The sequence below is a fragment of the Planktothrix sp. genome (genome assembly GCF_046067725.1).
In the GTDB taxonomy this organism is placed as follows: domain Bacteria; phylum Cyanobacteriota; class Cyanobacteriia; order Cyanobacteriales; family Microcoleaceae; genus Planktothrix.
The window spans coordinates 25215-43841 of the sequence record NZ_JBJUDF010000367.1 but is presented as its reverse complement, the minus strand read 5'-3'; the positions used below and the strand labels follow the sequence as shown (position 1 = coordinate 43841).

Here is an 18627-nt window from a genome sequence, read left to right as displayed (position 1 = left end):
CTTATTATTAAATTCCATGACTTTTTCCAATCACCCAATGACGTCGAAAAAAGCGAGATAGGGAGGATTCTTCTAATTGTAAAACAATGGGGCGACCATGGGGACAGGTGCGAGGATTTCGGGTTTTAATCCATTGATCTAATAAGGTTTGCATTTCGATTAAAGTCATGGGTGTTCCATTTTTAATCGCACTCCGACAGGCGGTTGCTACTTGTGCGGCTTGTAAATCTCCACCTAGACTAAGTTCAACTAATGCGTCTAAACAATCACTGCGTTTTGCTAATAATTCTGGCGCATTTCTAACAACCCAAACTCCTTCACCAAACGGATCAATTTCTAATCCTAAACGCTGTAATTGTTCTAATTGTGTTGTCGTTAGGGATTGTAAAATAATACCGGGTTCGAGGGGAACTAATCGCCATTGAGTGCAGATTTGTTCATATAATACCCGTTCATGGGCAATATGTTGTTCAATTAACCATAATCCGGTGGAATGTTCGGCTACAATATAAGTATTAAGAACTTGAGCGATCGCTTTAATTTCAATCATTCCCAATTCATTTTTAGATAAATTTGCAGAAGTTTCAGTATCGGGTTGTATTGAAGCATTAATTTTATAGGTTCCCTTGTCTTCGGAAACTTTAAGTAACTGATGAATTCGAGTTTCCGGTAAAGAAATTCGTTCAAAATTTAACCGTAATGCCTGGTCAATCCCTTGGCTAATTTGGGCTTGTAATTCGTTTAAATTTTGCAGATAAACTTCACTTTTATCAGGGTTTCGGTTCCAGTCGATTTGTTCAGGAGATAGGTGAGCATGAACAAAACAAATGGGATAGCGATCGCGGGGACAAGTTCGCGCTAAAGCCGTTAATAAAGTTTGTTCTAATTCAGGCGATCGCACCATCCGACCATTCATTGCGACCTTCACCCAATCGGGTTTCCTGCGATGGCATCGATCCGGTAATCCTAATATTAATTCTAGGTTTTGTTGATTAATTTCTAACTCTTCAATTGGGATTTTTAAATAAAATAAATCACTAACTCGAATCGTTTTAAGAATTTGAGGTAAAATCTGTTGAGCATTGTTCCCAGGACTAATTTGAAACCAAGGAGTATGACCTTGACGCAGTTGCCAAGTGACGTGAGGATGACATAAGGCAATTTCCTGAATGACTAACTGAATACTTCGTAATTGTTGGGCGGAAGCAGGCAAAGATTGACGGCGGGTTTGCCAAGTTTCAAATAAATTAGAAACCGTAACAACCGTTCCCGAAGCAATGGCAATAGTTTCGGTTTTAATGGCTTTTCCTTGATGATTATAATTCACTCGCCAACCATAACTAGACAAGGATGAAACACTAGGACGGCTGATAATTTCTAAATCGGATAATTGCGCTAAACTTTGTAAGGCTTCTCCGCGAAATCCTAAACTTTTAATTTGAAATAAATCAGTAATAGTATTAATTTTACTGGTACTATGGGCTGCTGCTGCTTGTTTTAAATTGTCTAAATCCATTCCTAAGCCATTATCTGCCACTTGTACCCGCCACAATTCCGGCCATACCGATATGGTAATCCGAGTTGCCTGGGCATCTAAGGCATTTTCAACTAATTCTCGAACTACAGCCGCTAAGGAGTCAATAACTTCACTCGCAGCAATTAAATGAACAACATCTTGGGGGAGAGGACGAATTAGATTCAAAGGAAAAAAATAGGAAATGAGCAATAGAAAATCAGGTGGGAATGGGCATTTCAGAAATAACCAAGTTCTAGGTTATTTGAAAGGGAACAGAACATTAAAATGCTGTAGACTTTAAATTATATTTTCTGGACAATTCCAATCCTGATTTAAGGGTTCATCATTAATTTTAGTTCAATTTGACTTCTTCAGCAACTTCTTGCTGCATTTCCTCTAATTGAGTTTCTGGCAACTGAATATAAAACGTTGTTCCTTGCTCAGAAACCGATTTAAACTCTATTTTACCGCCATGAGCATCAATAATTGATTTAGCAATTGCGGTTCCTAATCCGGTGCCACTGCGTTTTCCATAGGTGACAAAAGCATCAAATAAATGCTCTCGAATGGCTTCAGGAATTCCAGGGCCATTATCAGCAATGGTAATGGTGATCCAACCGGGAGATTTCGTGGCGGTGATGGAAATTTTTCCCCCAGGTTTTTCAAAGGCTTCTACAGAATTTCCCACTAAATTTTGGAACACTCGAATCAGCTTATTTTCATCAACACAAATGACACAATTATCGGCAACATTCACCGAAAATTCAACTTGTGTGGATTGAAAATAAACTCGATTTAATTTTTCAAAATGTCCTAACATTTTAGCAACATTAACAGGTCGGCGATACAAAACCGTGCTGCCTTTTGCAAATTCTAAAACCTCCTCTGCCATGCCTAACATTCGTTGAATTTGCATCGCAATTAAATCACACCATTCTTCGGTTTCTTCATCGGGGTGCATTTCCTTAAGCATGGTACTAGATAATTGAATTCCAGTAAAGGGACTTCTAAAATCATGGAGAATGGTATTCACCATCTCCCCGACTAATTCCATTTTTTCTTTATGTACCAATTGATGGACATATTGATTGGTCGTAATCCGCAAATGGTTAATAATATAACTGAATAAATTCAGAATGACTTTACCTTGGGTATTGCTTAAAATTTCCATCAAATGAGAGCGAGAAAGTTTAGCTAATTTCACTTTTCCTGCTGCCACCGCTCTCGCACTGCGAGGTTGTCCATCTAAAACTCCAAATTCTCCAAAAAAGTCATTAGTTTTAGCGTTTGCAACGGTTTGATACTGATTTAAAGCCGTTTGTTTCTGAAACTCAACTTGACCTTCTAAAACTAAATATAAAAAACTCGGATCTTCCCCTTCTTCAAAAATAATAGATTGGTCTGTAAACTGTTCAATAATAGCTAAATCAGAAATTTTTTGAGCTTCCGGGGCGTCAAAATAAGTAATAAATCGATGGGAGCTTAAATCCATATCAAGATACCGGGTTATTATAAAGAATAAGGGTAAGTTGCTCTTGTGGCATTCAACAGGGGAAGAGAAAGGGGTTGATGGCTGGGAAAACGGGGATAAAAGGTTAAGATTGGCTAGGATTTTAGGAGAAAAAAACCATGAATAAATTATAGCTTAAGTTCATGAACCAGTTGAGCTAAAGATGCTTGTAATACTGGAGGAAAACGACGCATAATTTTTCCAGTTTCTCGATTAATCGCAACTAAGGTCACTTGCGCCGAGAGATAATGGTATTGACCGTCTAAGGATTCAATGCGATATTCAAAAATCAGTCGCACACCCTTGACGGGAAGGATGCGGCTTTTAACAACAACCGGCATCCCCATTTTCACGGCTTGATGATAGCGAATATTCAAATCGACAACAGGTAATTCGCACCCCATTTCTACTAAAGTATGATAGTCCAATCCCGTCAAACGTAACTGTTCTACCCGTGCTTCTTCCATCCAAGAGATATATGTCCCATGCCAAACAATGCCACCATAGTCGGTATGATGGGGGAAAGCCTGCACCTTATACTCAAACCAAGGCTTTTCCCAGGGAGTGTCGGTTGAGGAGTGGGACTGAGGGAAAGGATTTGTTTCAAACACTTTACAAATAGATTAAGAACGCAACATTTCTATAAATTATCTGTCAACGGTCAGGTTTATTCTAGGTATAGAACCTTTTTAATCCGAGTCGGAGTCAATCTGACCACTGACAAATCATTTATTTTAATCCAAGGAAATACAGATGATAAAAAAAATTCTAGTTGCTGTTGCGGGACGGGGATTGTGTGAAGAAATGTTGAATATGCTGTTGGATATCCCGTCCTTCAAAACTGCATCTGTGACTGTTCTGCACGTTGTTCCGCCTCAAATTAGTTCAGATACCATGTCTGAAAAGTTAGAGGAGGGGGGAAAAATTCTGGCGGAAGCGATTAAATCGATTCACCTTGACCCCAGCCAAATTAATCCTCGACTTAAACAAGGTGATCCCAAAGATATTGTCTGTCAAGTGGCTGATGAGGAAGATGCAGATTTAATTATTATGGGTTCACGGGGTCTAGGACGCATTCAAGCTATTCTGGAAAACTCCGTCAGTCAATATGTGTTTCAATTAACCAGTCGTCCCATGTTATTAGTCAAGGACGATACTTATGTTAAAAAACTCCGTAAAATTATGGTAGCGGTTGATGGTTCGGAATCGTCCCAACAATGTTTACAGTTGGCAATTTCTTTCACCAAAGATATCCCAGGATCTCAACTGATTTTAGTTCACATTAACAAAGATTTATCCGGTAAATCAAGTGAAGATTTCAGTGCAAATGCTCAAAACGACCCGGTTTTAGCACCTGCGATTGAAGCTGTAAAACGCATGGGAATTAGCTATCGTTGTGTCAGTGGAATTGGTAAACCTGGGCCGGAATTATGTCGACTTGCAGAAGAGGTCAGCCCCGATTTATTAATGTTAGGTTCCCCAGATCGTCGCCCGAATGTTGCCAAGAGTTTCTTAGACTTAGACCGACTTTTGGGATCTTCTCTCTCCGATTATATTCGGGTTTATGCTAATTGTCCTGTCTTGTTAGCGCGGACAACTAGCGCCTAATTTCTTCTAGTCACGAAATCATAAAAAAAGCGCCTTACATGATTATAAGGGCGCTTTTTTACATGGAAATTTAATCAAAATTTAGGAAAAAATCAAATTAACCTTCTTTTCCTTCCCGGCTTTGGGTTTGAATATACAGAATCAACAGGAAAACAGCCGGAACTAGCACAAACAAAAGGCTGGCTACAAAACCCAGATCATTAACTTGCATAATTGCCCTACCTTAACCTAAACAGAAAATTCTAATAGACATAGGATATCATTAATTGACGTTTCTGAATAGTCTTGAGGGTTGATAATTGGCAGTTGACGGTTGGTGAGTACCCTCTGTGTCACCGATGATTCTGGTTTCTGGCTGAGGAGGAAATCGGCTTAAACACTTTCAAAAGTTACCAAATCGTAGTTAAATCTAACACAAAACCCGGTAAAACATCTTCTCCTGAAATTTCGTTAGGATGATCTAAAATTTCTACCCCTTGGTTCAAGCGATAGATTTCAATTTGTTGCTGTTTCCGATTAATTAACCATCCTAATCTTGCCCCATTTTCTTGATATTCTTGCATTTTTTGACGAGTTTTTTCTAAACGATCACTAGGAGACATTAACTCCACTACAAAATCAGGACACAAGGGAATAAATTTCTCCTGTTGTTCAGGAGTTAACGCTTCCCAACGTTCCCGACTGACCCAGGAAGCATCAGGAGAACGGTCAGCACCATTAGGAAGAGTAAAACCCGTATTTGAGTCAAACACTTCACCTAAATTATTCTGACGTTTCCAGGCTAGAAGTTGAAACAGTAAATCAGCATTTCGTTTCCCGGTATTTCCTCCCGTTGGTGGCATAATAATGATCTCTCCTGTCGCCGTGCGTTCAAATTGAAAATCTTGATTGTCTTGACACAATTGCCAAAATTGTTCCCCAGTTAAATCGAGTTTTAATGTTAAAAGGGGGGGTAAAGTCAAAATATTGGTTTCCATATTAATCTCAATCTTAAAACTTTAGGGTTTAATTTAACATAAATGTCTTGAAAATCAACCTTTCCCCTGAACAAACTCATCTTTTTGTTGTTAACTTTTGTAACCAATCTTGCCCAAAATTTAATTTTCTTCTCCCCGTGAACCACAAAGATCAACTAAAATTAAATCTTCTGGAATTTTCGGGAATTTTAGTTAAAATATTTGTTATTACAAAAGAAAGTATTTTAATAAAAGACCATGAGAAATTTTACTCAATCTCGTCTGTTTCGGCGGCGGTTAATCTTCCTGTTTTTATTTATCTTAACATTAGTGGGATGTCGAATCCTCAGCAATTCTCCCGTAAGTGAAGTCATTCCGATGGTGGCTGACTTACCCAAACCTCAACTTCCGAATTGGATTGAAGCGATTAGTCCGTTAGGAGAAACTCCAGAATTAAGCCAAATTCATGTTATTTTTAAAGATCCCTTAATTCCAGTTGAAAACTTAGGCAGTTCTCAACAGAAAAAACTTTTGAACAACTTTGAAATTACGCCTAAAATACCCGGAGAATTTCGATTTTTAACTCCTAAAATGGTCGGATTTCAAGCCGATAAAGCCTTACCCTTAGCCACAAGGTTACAACTCACGGTTAAAAAAGGATTATCCGATTTAAACCAACATCAATTAGACCAGGATATTGCCTGGACATTTGCTACTAAACCGATTGAATTATCAAATTTACCCGGTAGTAAAGAGCAACCGGGTTCTCCCGATAATCCCCTGGGGTTAAATCCTCAACTTAAATTTAATTCTAACGTAGAATTAGATTTAAACAATTTAAAAGAACATTTACAACTGATTTCTTTAAAAACGAATCAAGTTATTCCCATTGACGTTAAAATTGCAGAAATTGGAGATAATAAAACCCCCATTGAAAGTGACGCTGAATTTAATCCGGCTATTCAAACTTGGGAATATTGGGTTACTCCCAAACAACCCTTACAAACCGCAACCCAATATCAATTTAAAATTACGCCTGGGTTACGTCCAGCTTACGGAAATTTAGAAACTCAAGTAGAGATTTCTAGCATTATTAAAACCTATGACCCGTTAAAATTTATTAGTTTAGAACTTCTGGGTAAAGCCAGTATACAAGGAACATCAGGACGGTTTTTAACCGGAAACCCACAATTAAAATTTAATAATGGAATTCTAGCCGAATCAGCCTTAAAAAATATTACGATTAAACCTGCCCCTAAAGCTGATATTAAAGCCATCCAAGCCTATGATAATAGTGATATGATTAGTATAAATCCTTGGGCATTAGAACCCCAAACTAATTATACCATTACCCTTAGTGCAGACCTCGAAGATCGATTTAATCAGAAATTAGGAAAACCCGTTACTATTACTCATAAAACCGGAGATTTAACCCCTGATATTTTTGTTCCATCAGGATTAAATATTTTCCCCTCTCAACAAAATTTACAACTCAATATTTCTACCTTAAATTTACCCGAATCTCAATATAAAGTTAATGATCAAGTTGTTCAACCGACCGACTTAGTTTATACCGATAGTGCTTACCCCAGAACCGAAGGTAAAAATTTATTGCTTCCCGTAGAAAAATGGAAAACCGTAACGGTTTCCACTTCAAACAATAAAGTTCAAGAAACCTCAATTAATTTACGAGAAAAATTAGGGGGAAATACGGGACTTTTAGCTTATGGAGTAACCGCAAAAACCACTAAATATCAACAAGAAGGTCAACAAAAATGGAGTGAACCTCAATTTTTTGGACTGGTACAGTTAACTAATTTAGGAGTCTTTGCTCAATGGTTTCCAGAGTCAGGATTAGTCCGAGTTCATCACTTAGATAATGGCTCTGTTGCTGAAGGCGTAAACGTTGATATTTATCTCTCTCAAATTGATGCTAAATCTTACCCTCAGCCGAAAGCTTGTGCAACAGGAATAACCGATAATCAGGGAATGTTAGTCTTAAATGCTCAACAGTTAGAGCAATGTATGAAGGGGAAACGTTTTGCGGAACCCCCAGAATTATTAGTGATTGCTAAAGAAGGCAAAGATTGGGCTTTTACTCGAACATTTTCCTATAGTGGAGCGTATGAATATGGAATTTTTGCCAATTGGGAAGACCAACAAATTTTATCACGAGGCGTTATTTTTTCAGATCGTCAACTCTATAAACCAGGAGAAAAAGTTGCTTTAACGGCTGTAGCTTATTCCCTCGAAAATGGCAACTTAAAACCTAATAAAAATCAAACCTATACGGTAACGTTAGAAAATCCCCAGGGAGAAAATCAAGAATTAGGAGAATATAAAACCAATGAATTTGCAACATTTTATAACGAATTACCCTTAGCAGAAAATCAGCTATTAGGAAACTATATTGTTCGAGCAAAAGATAAAAATGGGGTAGAAATTTCTGGGAACTTCCGAGTGGCTGAATTTAAACCCCCTAATTTTAAAGTAGACTTGAATTTGAATCAAGAATTTGCTCAAATTGGAGATACTATTACAGTTAACGCCAAGAGTGAATATCTGTTTGGTGCTCCGGTTGCTGAAAGTTCTGCTCAATATTATGTCACCCGAACAGCAACAGATTTTATTCCTAAAGGATGGGAGAATTATTCCTTCGGTCGTCAATGGTTTTGGCCAGAAGAAAAACCTAATGTTTCTGATAGCGTATTACAAGAAAATCAACCGTTAGATGCACAGGGTCAAGGAAGTAAAACTGTTACCGTTGCTCAGGATTTACCTTATCCAATGACCTATCGAGTCGATGTAGAAGTGACGGATATTTCTAATTTATCCGTTGCTAATTCTCAATCATTTATTGCCCTTCCCAGTAACCGTTTAATTGGGTTAAAAACCCCGTTTATTGGAGAAGCCGGAAAACCTTTAACCATTGATCTAATTGTCACCGATAATCAAGGAAAACCTTTAGAAAATATTGGGGTAAATTTGCAATTGCAAAAAATGGATTATAGCCGCGTTACACGGGTCGTTGAAGGCGCACAAACGAATAAAAATCAAATCCAATATCAAACCGTTGATCAAATTGAGGTAACGTCCGGTGCTAAAGAACAAACGGTTTCTTTAACTCCCTCTGAGTCCGGTTCCTATCGCATTCGAGCGAATTTTAAGGGTGCAACCGATGAAATTACCGCCACCGATTTGCAAATTTGGGTGACAGGAAATCAAGTCGTAGACTGGGGAAAAATTGATGAAAATCGTTTAGAAATTAAATTGAATAAAACGACTTATAAACCCGGAGAAACTGCAACAGCTTTAATTCAATCTCCCTATGAAGCTGGGGAATTATATTTTTCAGTAGTCCGCGATAAACCTTTGTATGAAACGGTGATGCAAGTTAAAGGAGGCGCACCGGAAATTCAGTTTCAAGTGACACCAGAAATGCTACCGAATGCAGCCGTTGAAGCGGTATTAGTGCGGCAAGGAAAACCCATTTCTGAAGTTGAACCGGGTAGCTTAGAAAATTTAGCAAAAATTGGGTTAACCGCGTTTAATATTAATCTCGAAAATCAATATCTCAAAGTACAAGTCGATCCTCAACAAAACAAGTTAGAACCCGGTTCAGAACAAACTTTAAATCTCACCTTAACTGATAGTCAAAATCAACCGATTCGTGGACAATTAACAGTAATGGTGGTAAATGATGCGGTGTTACAACTGAATAATTATCGTCCTCCGAATTTAGTTGAAACGGTTTATGCAGAACAACCGATTTCAACTCGATTGAGTGATAATCGTCCTGCGGTCATTTTAAATCAAGCTGCATCTCCCTTAGCAAAAGGTTGGGGTTATGGAGGAGGTTTATCAACAGCAACTGCTAATCCTCGAATTCGTCAAGACTTTCAAGCCTTAGCTTATTATAACGTTTCAATTATTACTGATGAGCAAGGAAAAGCAACAGTTAAATTTAAGGTTCCTGATGATTTAACAACCTGGCGGGTGATGATAGTCGCGACCGATGGAAATCTTAAATTTGGTTCGGCTGAAACCACATTTATAACGACTCAAGCATTAATTTCTAATCCAATTTTACCTCAATTCGCTCGTCCAGGCGATCGCATTTTAGCCGGATTATCCATTACTAATCTAACCGGAGAAAAAGGTAACTTAAAGATTACCGGAACCGTTAATGGAGGAATTCAATTTTCTCCAGGTAATGCCAATCAACAAACGTTAAACACAAAAACAGAAGCCGGAACAAATGCCTATCGATTCCCAATATTAGTCAAACAAGCGGGTAACGCTCAAGTTCAGTTTACAACGGAATTCAACAATAAATCTGATGGGTTTGAAGTCCCCTTAGCAGTGAAACCCTTTAATGTTATTGAACAGGTCATTGAGTCAGGACGCACGACGAATTCTATTACAATTCCTCTCAATATTAGTAAACAAGTTGTTTTCGATACGGGAGGATTAGAAATTCATTTAGCGAGTACCTTAATGCCTCAACTAGCGGCGGCTGCGGAACAAATCTTTAGTCAAGATGAATGGCCGTTTTTAGAACCTGCAATTAGTGAATTAATGACGGCGGCTAATTTGCAAATTTTGGGTCAAAAATACAATCAAAACTTCAACTCCTTACAGCTATCTGAACGTGGAAAAACCGCCTTAACAAAGATTAGCAAACTACAACAAGAAAACGGCGGAATTGCAGCTTATCCAGGTTCAAGACTTTCTGATCCTTTCTTATCAGCTTATACAGGAGAAGCCTTAGCTCAAGCACAAACGGCAGGATTTCCAGTTAATGATCAGGTGATTAAATCCCTGAAAACCTATTTAAGTGAAGGCGTTGATAACCCTGGAAAGTATGATTTTTGTAGTGATAATATCTGTAAAAATCAAATTCGGTTAAATGCGTTAATTGGATTGGATTCACTAGGAGAAAAACGCAGTAGTTATTTAGAGGATATTGTACAAAACTTCGATCAATTGGATGCGGTTAATCAGCTTAAGTTTGTACAATATTTATCCCAATTTCCTCAATGGAAATCAGAGTACAATCGTCTCTTTGAACAAGTGCAAAAACAAATCTACGTCACCGGAAGAACTGCCACACTTAATTTACCTCAAGGCTATCGTTGGTTAAATTCTCCGACCGCTATTCAATCCAAAGGATTACGTTTAATGATCAGCAAAAATCCCCAATCAGAAACCGTTGATAAACTGGTGCAAAGTTTATTAAATCTACGAAAACAGGGAACTTGGGGAAGCAGTTATGATAACGCACAAGCGTTAACGGCTTTAGTCGCTTATGCTGAAACAGAAGCAACTCCTCCTAACTTTAAGGTTACTATTAAATTAGGTAATCAAACACTAGGAGAAACTCAATTTAACGGGTATCAAGATTCGAGTTATACTTTAAATATACCCATGTCAGAATTACCTAAAGGCAAACAAAATTTAGTTTTAGAACCCTCCAATCAAGGTCTATTAAATTATTGGGTTGCCTATCGATATCGTTTAGAAGGAAATCAACCTGGACGGTTAAATGGGTTAAGAATTAACCGAACGATTCGCGCTGTGAAAGAGGATAAAGTTTTACAAACCATTGATTTGAATTCTCCTCAACAACCGCTCAAAGTTGAACCCGCACAAGTCTTTGATATTGGGTTAGAAATTATTACGGATCATCCCGTTGATCAAGTGATGATTACTGATCCTCTTCCCGCAGGATTTGAAGCCATTGATGCTAGTTTTAAAATTAGTAATTTGGCAGTACAAGCTCAAGAAAGTAGTTGGGAAATTAACTATCAAACCCTTGAAAAAGATCGCATGATTGCCTATAGCGATCGCTTAGAACCCGGAGTTTATCAACTCCATTATTTAGTTCGTTCTGTCACTCCAGGTGAATATTTGTGGCCTGGTTCAGAAGCTAAATTACAATACACTCCCGAAGAATTTGGTCGGGCGGCATCAACAACGTTATTAGTTTCTAAACCTTCATTTTAGGGACAACCCAAAAACAACAGTCAAAATATTTTATAAACCTGAAAAATATGGTAAAATCAAAATCATTTCAACTGACAGAATAAGGACGCCAATCAATGTCTGTGATCGCGGTTATCGACTACGATATGGGGAATTTGCACTCCGTTTGTAAAGGCTTAGAAAAAGCGGGTGCAACCCCTCAAGTAACTGACTCAGCAACAGTCATTAAAAATGCAGATGCTGTTGTATTACCCGGAGTCGGTTCTTTTGACCCCGCCATGCAACATTTACGATCGCGTAATTTAGTCGAACCCATTCAAGATGTTATTGCTTCAGGAATTCCCTTTTTAGGCATTTGTTTAGGCTTACAAATTCTGTTTGAATCTTCAGAAGAAGGTCAAGAACCCGGCTTAGGAATATTCCCCGGAACAGTGCGACGTTTTAAATCAGAACCCGGTTTAACAATTCCCCACATGGGTTGGAATCAATTAACTTTAACTCAACCAAATTTAGCTCTTTGGCATGATATTGGTTCAGAACCTTGGGTCTATTTTGTTCATTCTTATTATGTTGATCCAGTCAATCCAGATTTAACCGCCGCAACCATTCAACACGGGAGTCAAATTGTCACGGCTGCCATTGCTCAAAATAACGTTATGGCTGTACAATTTCACCCGGAAAAATCCTCTACAGCAGGTCTAAAAATTCTCGATAATTTTGTGGAATTAGTTCAAAATCAAACTCACCCAAAACTGATAAATCAGGTTTCTGCATAATAGATTGGTTGCTTAGAAACCGGGTTTCTGCGTTAATCCTAGTAATCACATCAATTTTTCTATAAGAAACCCGGTTTCTGATCTTTATAGAAACCCGGTTTCTAATTCATTGGAGGTATAATCTTTGAGTTTAAGAATCTATGGAAATCGATTATTAAAAACGTTACCCGGAGAAGAAACTCGCCCTACATTAGCAAGGGTTAGAGAAGCACTTTTTAATATTTGGCAAGGCAAAATCGCAGGCTGTCGCTGGTTAGATTTATGTACCGGAAGTGGGTCAATGGGGGCAGAAGCTTTATGTCGAGGGGCGACAGTTGTGATCGGCATTGAACAACATGGAAAAGCTTGTCAGGTTATTCAAGAAAATTGGCAAAAAATAGCCGATACTTCTCAAGAATTTAAAGTGATTCGAGGGGATATTTTAGGAAAATTAAAAACCTTATCCGGTCAACAATTTGATTGTATTTATTTTGATCCTCCCTATGATAGTCATCTTTATCAACCTACCTTAGACGCGATCGCTCAATATCAACTACTCTCAGCCGATGGAGAAATTGCCGTTGAACATCATCCCCATCGTTGGCAAATTCAACCCATTAGTGGGCTAGAAATTTGTCGAGAAAAAACCTATGGAAATTGTGCTTTAACGTTTTATTGTTTAACATGATAAAATGAAAAATTATCCCTCATTATTGGAGTTTTTATGTCCTACGAGAAAGAGCAAGAAATTGCCGTTACCGCTACATTAGCCGCCGGAAAACTGTGTGAAAAAGTGCGTGCAAATATTCCTCCTGCTATGGAAAAAAGTGATAAAAGCCCGGTGACAGTTGCCGATTATGGTTCCCAAGCTATTATTTGTAAAGCCTTAGCAGAAGCTTTTCCCGATGATCCCGTTGTAGGCGAAGAAGATGCAACGGAATTACAAACTCCAGAAATGGCAGAAAATTTAGAAAAAATTACAGGATATGTTCAAGAAATTATTCCTGGGGCAACTTCAGAACAAGTGATTAATTGGATTAATAAAGGCAATGGAAAAGTCGGAAAACGCTTTTGGACATTAGACCCCATTGATGGCACTAAAGGCTTTTTAAGACAAGATCAATATGCGATTGCCTTAGCTTTAATTGAAGATGGAGAAGTTAAAGTTGGGGTGATGGGATGTCCTGCTTATCCAGTAGAAAATCATGAACCTGGGGCGTTATTTGTAGCGGTGCGAGGACAAGGATCAAAAATGATTATTTTAGCAACAGGTGAGGAAATTCCCATTCAAGTTGTCTCAGCTAATGATACAGAAAATCTACGGTTTGTTGGCAGTGTTGAAGCTAGTCACGGGGATATTGATCGTCAGGATTCAGTAGCAAAAGCAGTAGGAATTGTTGCTCCTGCAATTAAGATGGATTCTCAAGCTAAATATGGCGCTGTTGCTTCTGGAAAAGCCGCATTATATTTGCGACTTCCTTCTCCTAAAACCCCCAATTATCGAGAAAATATTTGGGATCATGCAGCCGGAGCAATTGTAGTAGAAGAAGCCGGAGGAAGAGTCAGTGATATGTTTGGTAAACCCTTAGATTTTGCCTCTAATCCTAAGATGTTAGATAATCGAGGAATTATTGTTAGTAATGGTATTATTCATGATACGGTTTTAGCCACCTTAAATCAATAATCTCCCGAACAATTCTGAATTAATTCCCTGTAGGGGCGAGGTCTTCTCGCCCAATTCTCTTAAAAACGATGAATACAAACCGCCGCCAATTTCTCCAAAAATTCTTAACAACAACGGCTACAACCTTAATTTTACCGCCGATTTTTTATCAAGCTTCTCAAGCTGAAATTTCCCATGCTAAAAACAGAATTTATTTTATTTCTCCCACTGGAAATGATAGTCATTCTGGAACCTTAGAACAACCTTGGGCAACCCTTCAAAAAGCAGCAAATACTCTGCAAGCTGGAGATCAAGTTTATATTCGAGGGGGAACCTATCAAATTAATCAACCCATTCGCCCTCAATTTTCAGGACAGGAGAATCAATGGATTATTTATAAAGGATACCCTGGAGAACAAATTATCATTGATGCAGATGGAATATTTGTTGACCCCCCCACAGGTTCCCCACCCTATGCCCATGATCAAGGCGCATTTTTAATTATCGATAAAAGCTATATTCTGATTCAAAATTTAACAATTATTAATTCCCATAATGCTGGATTTACAGTCAGGGATAGTCATCATATTAACTTTTATAATAATACCACAATTAATACTTTTTCTTCCGGCATTGCGATTTGGAATAACTGTTATCAACATCAAATCATGGGGAATACAATCATTAATGCTAATCGACCGAATATGAGAAGCCCCTATCCCAATTTACCTCTAAGCAACCGAGCACCTCATGAAGCTATTACCTTAGCTGGCGTGCAGGATTTTGAAGTCGCTTATAATCTTGTCTGTTATAGTTATAAAGAGGGAATTGACTGTAAAGAAACTTGTGCTAATGGTCGAGTTCATCATAATTATACCCATCATTTAAAACGACAGGGGCTTTATGCTGACTCTTGGTTTGGAATCTTAAAAAATATTGAATTTGATCATAATATTGTTGAAGAATGTGAGACCGGAATTGCCGTTTCAGCCGAAAATGGCCCCAGGGTGGAAAATATTAAAATTCATCATAATTTAGTTTATAATAATCGAGCAACGGGAATTTTATTATCTCGCTGGGGAAAAGATCGACTCAAAAAGAATATTTATATTTATAATAATACAATTGTTAAGAATGGTTATGGACAACTCGACCAACCCCAACCCTATTGGCTGACCGGGGGGATTTATCTTTATTCAACACAGTTAGAAAATCTAGTCATTGAGAATAATATTTTAAGTGAAAATAAATATTTCCAGATTGGATATAGCCAGGATTTTAAACCCGATGATTTTAATCGCAAAAATATTAAAATTAATCATAATTTGATTTTTCAATCACAAGCTGTAACCTACCCCGTTGATTTGAAAACTTGGGCAAAGGATTCTGTTTATAGTATCAAAGGTGAGCAATTTATTGAAGCCAACCCTCAGTTTCAACAACCCGATTTAGCCAATTTTTATTTACAACCTAATTCTCCCGCTCTTGTTACTAGAAGTCCTTTCTATTTAGGTAGTTTTTCGGCTCATGAAGAAAAACTATTTTGGTGGTTAACCAATTTTCCTCCTCTGTTGAACTGACCACGATCGGATCATCAAGGTTAGTTGCTTAATTGCCATTCTAGCTCTACAATCTTAAATTTTAGGAGAGTGATCAGGGCTTCCTCTTCCGTCGCAGAATAACGGAAGCAATTAAAATATTGTTCTCTCCCTCAAGTGATCCTATGAAAGCAATCATGATTGTGGGAACTACTTCCCACGCCGGAAAATCCATGATGGTTACGGCTATTTGCCGAATTTTACATCGTCGCAGGGTGCGGGTTGCACCCTTTAAAGGGCAAAATATGGCTCTTAATTCCTATGTTTCTCCGGCTGGGTCTGAAATGGGTTATGCTCAAGCGGTGCAAGCTTGGGCGGCAGGAATTACCCCTTCTGTCACCATGAACCCAATTTTATTGAAACCCCAAGGAAATATGACCTCTCAGGTGATTTTAAAAGGTAGACCTGTTGGGGTAGTACAAGCCAGTGATTATTATGAACAATATTTTGATCGCGGTTGGCAAACCATTACCGAATGTTTAGAATATTTAACTCAAGAATTTGATGTTTTAGTATGTGAAGGTGCAGGAAGTCCCGCCGAAATTAATCTTAAACACCGAGATTTAACAAATATGCGGGTTGCTAAATATTTGAATGCTAAAACCTTATTAGTCGTTGATATAGATCGAGGCGGTGCTTTTGCTCATGTTGTTGGAACTTTGCAACTGTTAGACCCAGAAGAACGAGCCTTAATTAAAGGGATTATTATTAATAAATTTCGAGGACAACGATCCCTATTAGAACCGGGAATTCAATGGTTAGAAGAGTATACAGGAATTCCAGTCGTTGCGGTTATTCCTTGGATTGATTCTCCCTTTCCCGCAGAAGATTCTTTAAGTTTATTCGAGCGTCGTACCAGTTCCTCCCCAACTGAATTAACCATTGCCATTATCCGCTTTCCTCGTATTGCTAATTTTACGGATTTTGATCCCCTCGATTCAGAATCGAGTGTTAAAATAAAATATGTAGCTCCTTCTGAATCTTTAGGACATCCTGATGCTGTGATTCTTCCAGGGTCTAAAACAACGATAGCGGATTTACAAGTTTTAAAACAATCAGGAATGGCCAATCAAATTAAAAATTATGTCGCAGCCGGGGGTCAGGTGATGGGAATTTGTGGAGGTTATCAAATGTTAGGAAAAATGGTCTCTGATCCCTATGGTTTAGAAGGACAATCAGGAGATTATGAAGGGTTAGGATTATTACCAATCAAAACCATTATTGCTCATCAAAAAACATCCCGTCAACGCTTAGTTTCCTCTCATTATCCCCAGGAAGGTTTACCCGTTGAAGGCTATGAAATTCATCAAGGACGAACTCAACTTTTAGATTCTAATGATGTTTCTCCCCTATTTAATGATCCGAATTTAGGATTTGTCAATCATCAAAAATCCATCTGGGGTCATTATCTACATGGCATTTTTGATAATAGTCCTTGGAGGCGAACTTGGTTAAATCATCTACGAAAACCTAGAGGGTTAAATCCTTTACCCACTGGAATTGCTAATTATCGAGAACAGCGAGAAATGCTATTCGATGTCTTAGCTGATACGGTAGAATCTTATTTAGATTTAAAATCAATTCTCTAGGAGTCAACTCCTCAACGTTAACAGCAAAAAGTTAGTCAAAAACCGTTAAAAGTTAACATGAAAATACATTTTTTACCCGATCAAGTAACCGTTGAAGCTCAACCTGGCGAACCTTTATTAGAAGTAGCAGAACGTGCAGGCGTTGTGATTCCTACAGGGTGTTTAATGGGGTCTTGTCATGCTTGTGAAGTAGAAATTGATCAAGATAATTTTATCTGTGCTTGTATTTCATCTGTTCCCACCGGAAAAGCTGAAATCACCATTAATATTTATAGTGATCCTACTTGGTAGCAAGGAGAAAGGAACAATAGCGAAGGGGTAATGGGGAATCAAAAAAATTAGGTTTAGGTTAATCAGCATAGAGATTATATCAAAGAACAAGGTTGAATAATCGCTTTTTTTAAAAGGCTTTTATAATCTCGATTTTTAATAATATAAGACCCAAACCGTTCTAAATGGGGATTATTCATTTGAGCATCAAATAACATAAAATTTCGAGATCTCAATCGTTCAACTAATTTAACCATTGCCACTTTTGAACCATCAGGAATTCTAAAAAACATCGATTCCCCAATAAAAGCTCCTCCAATCACAATTCCTAATATTCCTCCAGCTAATTCATCTCCTTTCCAAGTTTCAAAACTATAGGCAAATCCTGCTTGATTTAAGGCTTTATAAATTTGTTTTAATTCCGAAGATATCCACGTTTCTTCTCGATTAGCACAGCCTTCGACAACGGCGTTAAAATCTTGATTAATAGCAACAGTAAAGCGATTTTGATTCAAAATTCGTTGTAGGGAATGGGGATAACGAAATCGTTCATCTAAGGGAATGAGGGCTCGTTCTCGACTCGAATACCATCCTAGACTATTTTCACCGTCATTTGCCATTAAAAAGTATCCTTGGGCATATCCTTCGAGAATCGCACTAATATCATATTGCATAGGTGACAAACTTTGCTATGATTTCAAGAAGATATTAACTGTTATTGCTTAAGCTATGCTAAATCTTAACTCGTCCTTTATGTTAGAAAGTACCTTAACGAAACTGCTCAACAAAACTGAGAAAACCTGGGGTTATCTCCAAGTGTATCAACGGGGAGAATTTTATTATCTCAGTATTCCGGGTCATGGGGAGGATATTCTGAAATTTAAAAGCAATGAAACCACCCATTCTTATCAATTATATTGGTATAAACGTCCGAATCCTTCAGTGTTTGTAGAAGCCAAAACTTTAAAAACTTATCAAAAAGCCACCAGAACTTATGATAAAGGTAAAACGTTTCAAGTTTGTTTTAAACGAGAAGCTAATCCGATTGAGTCTGCGATTAATCGCTTATTTGCTGAACTGATTAAAACTAAAATAACCGAAGAATATATCGGGAAAGATTCTCCTATTATCACCCTTGTGCAAGAATAGAATCATCCTTTACCATCAACCGTCAACC

At 37.9% G+C, this 18627-nt stretch carries 15 protein-coding genes; 9 read left to right on the top strand and 6 right to left on the bottom strand.

The window, feature by feature from the left end; genetic code table 11:
• Positions 1–7: 7 nt before the first annotated feature.
• The 3 genes from mutL to ACKPEB_RS22775 all read right to left on the bottom strand — a co-directional run bounded on the left by mutL (position 8) and on the right by ACKPEB_RS22775 (position 3559).
• A complete protein-coding gene (gene mutL / locus ACKPEB_RS22785; protein ID WP_408967314.1) occupies positions 8–1702 on the bottom strand; it encodes a DNA mismatch repair endonuclease MutL in 1695 nt (564 codons plus the stop codon).
• A 166-nt stretch (positions 1703–1868) separates the two neighbouring features.
• Positions 1869–3008 carry an ATP-binding protein gene (locus tag ACKPEB_RS22780; RefSeq protein WP_408967313.1) on the bottom strand — a complete coding sequence of 380 codons (1140 nt, stop codon included), beginning with the start codon at positions 3006–3008 and terminating at the stop codon, positions 1869–1871.
• Between the two features lie 146 nt (positions 3009–3154).
• Positions 3155–3559: an acyl-CoA thioesterase gene (locus tag ACKPEB_RS22775; RefSeq protein ID WP_408967312.1), complete on the bottom strand. Its 405-nt coding sequence runs from the start codon at positions 3557–3559 to the stop codon at positions 3155–3157.
• A gap of 220 nt (positions 3560–3779) precedes the next feature.
• Between ACKPEB_RS22775 and ACKPEB_RS22770 the strand changes: the two genes are divergently transcribed.
• Positions 3780–4634: a universal stress protein gene (locus tag ACKPEB_RS22770; RefSeq protein ID WP_408967311.1), complete on the top strand. Its 855-nt coding sequence runs from the start codon at positions 3780–3782 to the stop codon at positions 4632–4634.
• Between the two features lie 97 nt (positions 4635–4731).
• Here the strand turns inward: ACKPEB_RS22770 and psbM are convergent, their stop codons facing one another.
• Positions 4732–4845: a photosystem II reaction center protein PsbM gene (gene psbM, locus ACKPEB_RS22765; RefSeq protein ID WP_408967310.1), complete on the bottom strand. Its 114-nt coding sequence runs from the start codon at positions 4843–4845 to the stop codon at positions 4732–4734.
• Positions 4846–5023: 178 nt separating this feature from the next.
• Positions 5024–5611: a Uma2 family endonuclease gene (locus ACKPEB_RS22760; RefSeq protein ID WP_408967309.1), complete on the bottom strand. Its 588-nt coding sequence runs from the start codon at positions 5609–5611 to the stop codon at positions 5024–5026.
• A 237-nt stretch (positions 5612–5848) separates the two neighbouring features.
• On the opposite strand from ACKPEB_RS22760, the gene ACKPEB_RS22755 reads away from it, so the two are divergent.
• The 7 genes from ACKPEB_RS22755 (at position 5849) to ACKPEB_RS22725 (ending at position 17471) form a co-directional block, all read left to right on the top strand.
• Positions 5849–11596, top strand: a complete 5748-nt coding sequence (locus tag ACKPEB_RS22755; protein ID WP_408967308.1) for an alpha-2-macroglobulin family protein — start codon at positions 5849–5851, stop codon at positions 11594–11596.
• Positions 11597–11691: 95 nt separating this feature from the next.
• On the top strand, positions 11692–12351 hold the full coding sequence (gene hisH / locus ACKPEB_RS22750; protein ID WP_408967307.1) for an imidazole glycerol phosphate synthase subunit HisH: 660 nt from the start codon (positions 11692–11694) through the stop codon (positions 12349–12351).
• A gap of 124 nt (positions 12352–12475) precedes the next feature.
• On the top strand, positions 12476–13018 hold the full coding sequence (gene rsmD / locus ACKPEB_RS22745) for a 16S rRNA (guanine(966)-N(2))-methyltransferase RsmD (RefSeq protein WP_408967306.1): 543 nt from the start codon (positions 12476–12478) through the stop codon (positions 13016–13018).
• Positions 13019–13054: 36 nt separating this feature from the next.
• Positions 13055–14014 carry a 3'(2'),5'-bisphosphate nucleotidase gene (locus ACKPEB_RS22740; protein ID WP_408967305.1) on the top strand — a complete coding sequence of 320 codons (960 nt, stop codon included), beginning with the start codon at positions 13055–13057 and terminating at the stop codon, positions 14012–14014.
• Between the two features lie 68 nt (positions 14015–14082).
• On the top strand, positions 14083–15573 hold the full coding sequence (locus tag ACKPEB_RS22735) for a right-handed parallel beta-helix repeat-containing protein (RefSeq protein WP_408967304.1): 1491 nt from the start codon (positions 14083–14085) through the stop codon (positions 15571–15573).
• A 143-nt stretch (positions 15574–15716) separates the two neighbouring features.
• Positions 15717–17180, top strand: a complete 1464-nt coding sequence (gene cobQ / locus ACKPEB_RS22730; RefSeq protein WP_408967303.1) for a cobyric acid synthase CobQ — start codon at positions 15717–15719, stop codon at positions 17178–17180.
• 57 nt (positions 17181–17237) lie between these two features.
• Entirely contained in the window at positions 17238–17471 is a 234-nt protein-coding gene (locus tag ACKPEB_RS22725) for a 2Fe-2S iron-sulfur cluster-binding protein (RefSeq protein ID WP_408967302.1), read from the top strand.
• Positions 17472–17545: 74 nt separating this feature from the next.
• Here ACKPEB_RS22725 and aat read toward each other — a convergent pair whose 3' ends face one another.
• On the bottom strand, positions 17546–18124 hold the full coding sequence (gene aat / locus ACKPEB_RS22720) for a leucyl/phenylalanyl-tRNA--protein transferase (RefSeq protein ID WP_408967301.1): 579 nt from the start codon (positions 18122–18124) through the stop codon (positions 17546–17548).
• Positions 18125–18179: 55 nt separating this feature from the next.
• On the opposite strand from aat, the gene ACKPEB_RS22715 reads away from it, so the two are divergent.
• A complete protein-coding gene (locus tag ACKPEB_RS22715) occupies positions 18180–18599 on the top strand; it encodes a hypothetical protein (RefSeq protein WP_408967300.1) in 420 nt (139 codons plus the stop codon).
• Positions 18600–18627 lie beyond the last annotated feature (28 nt).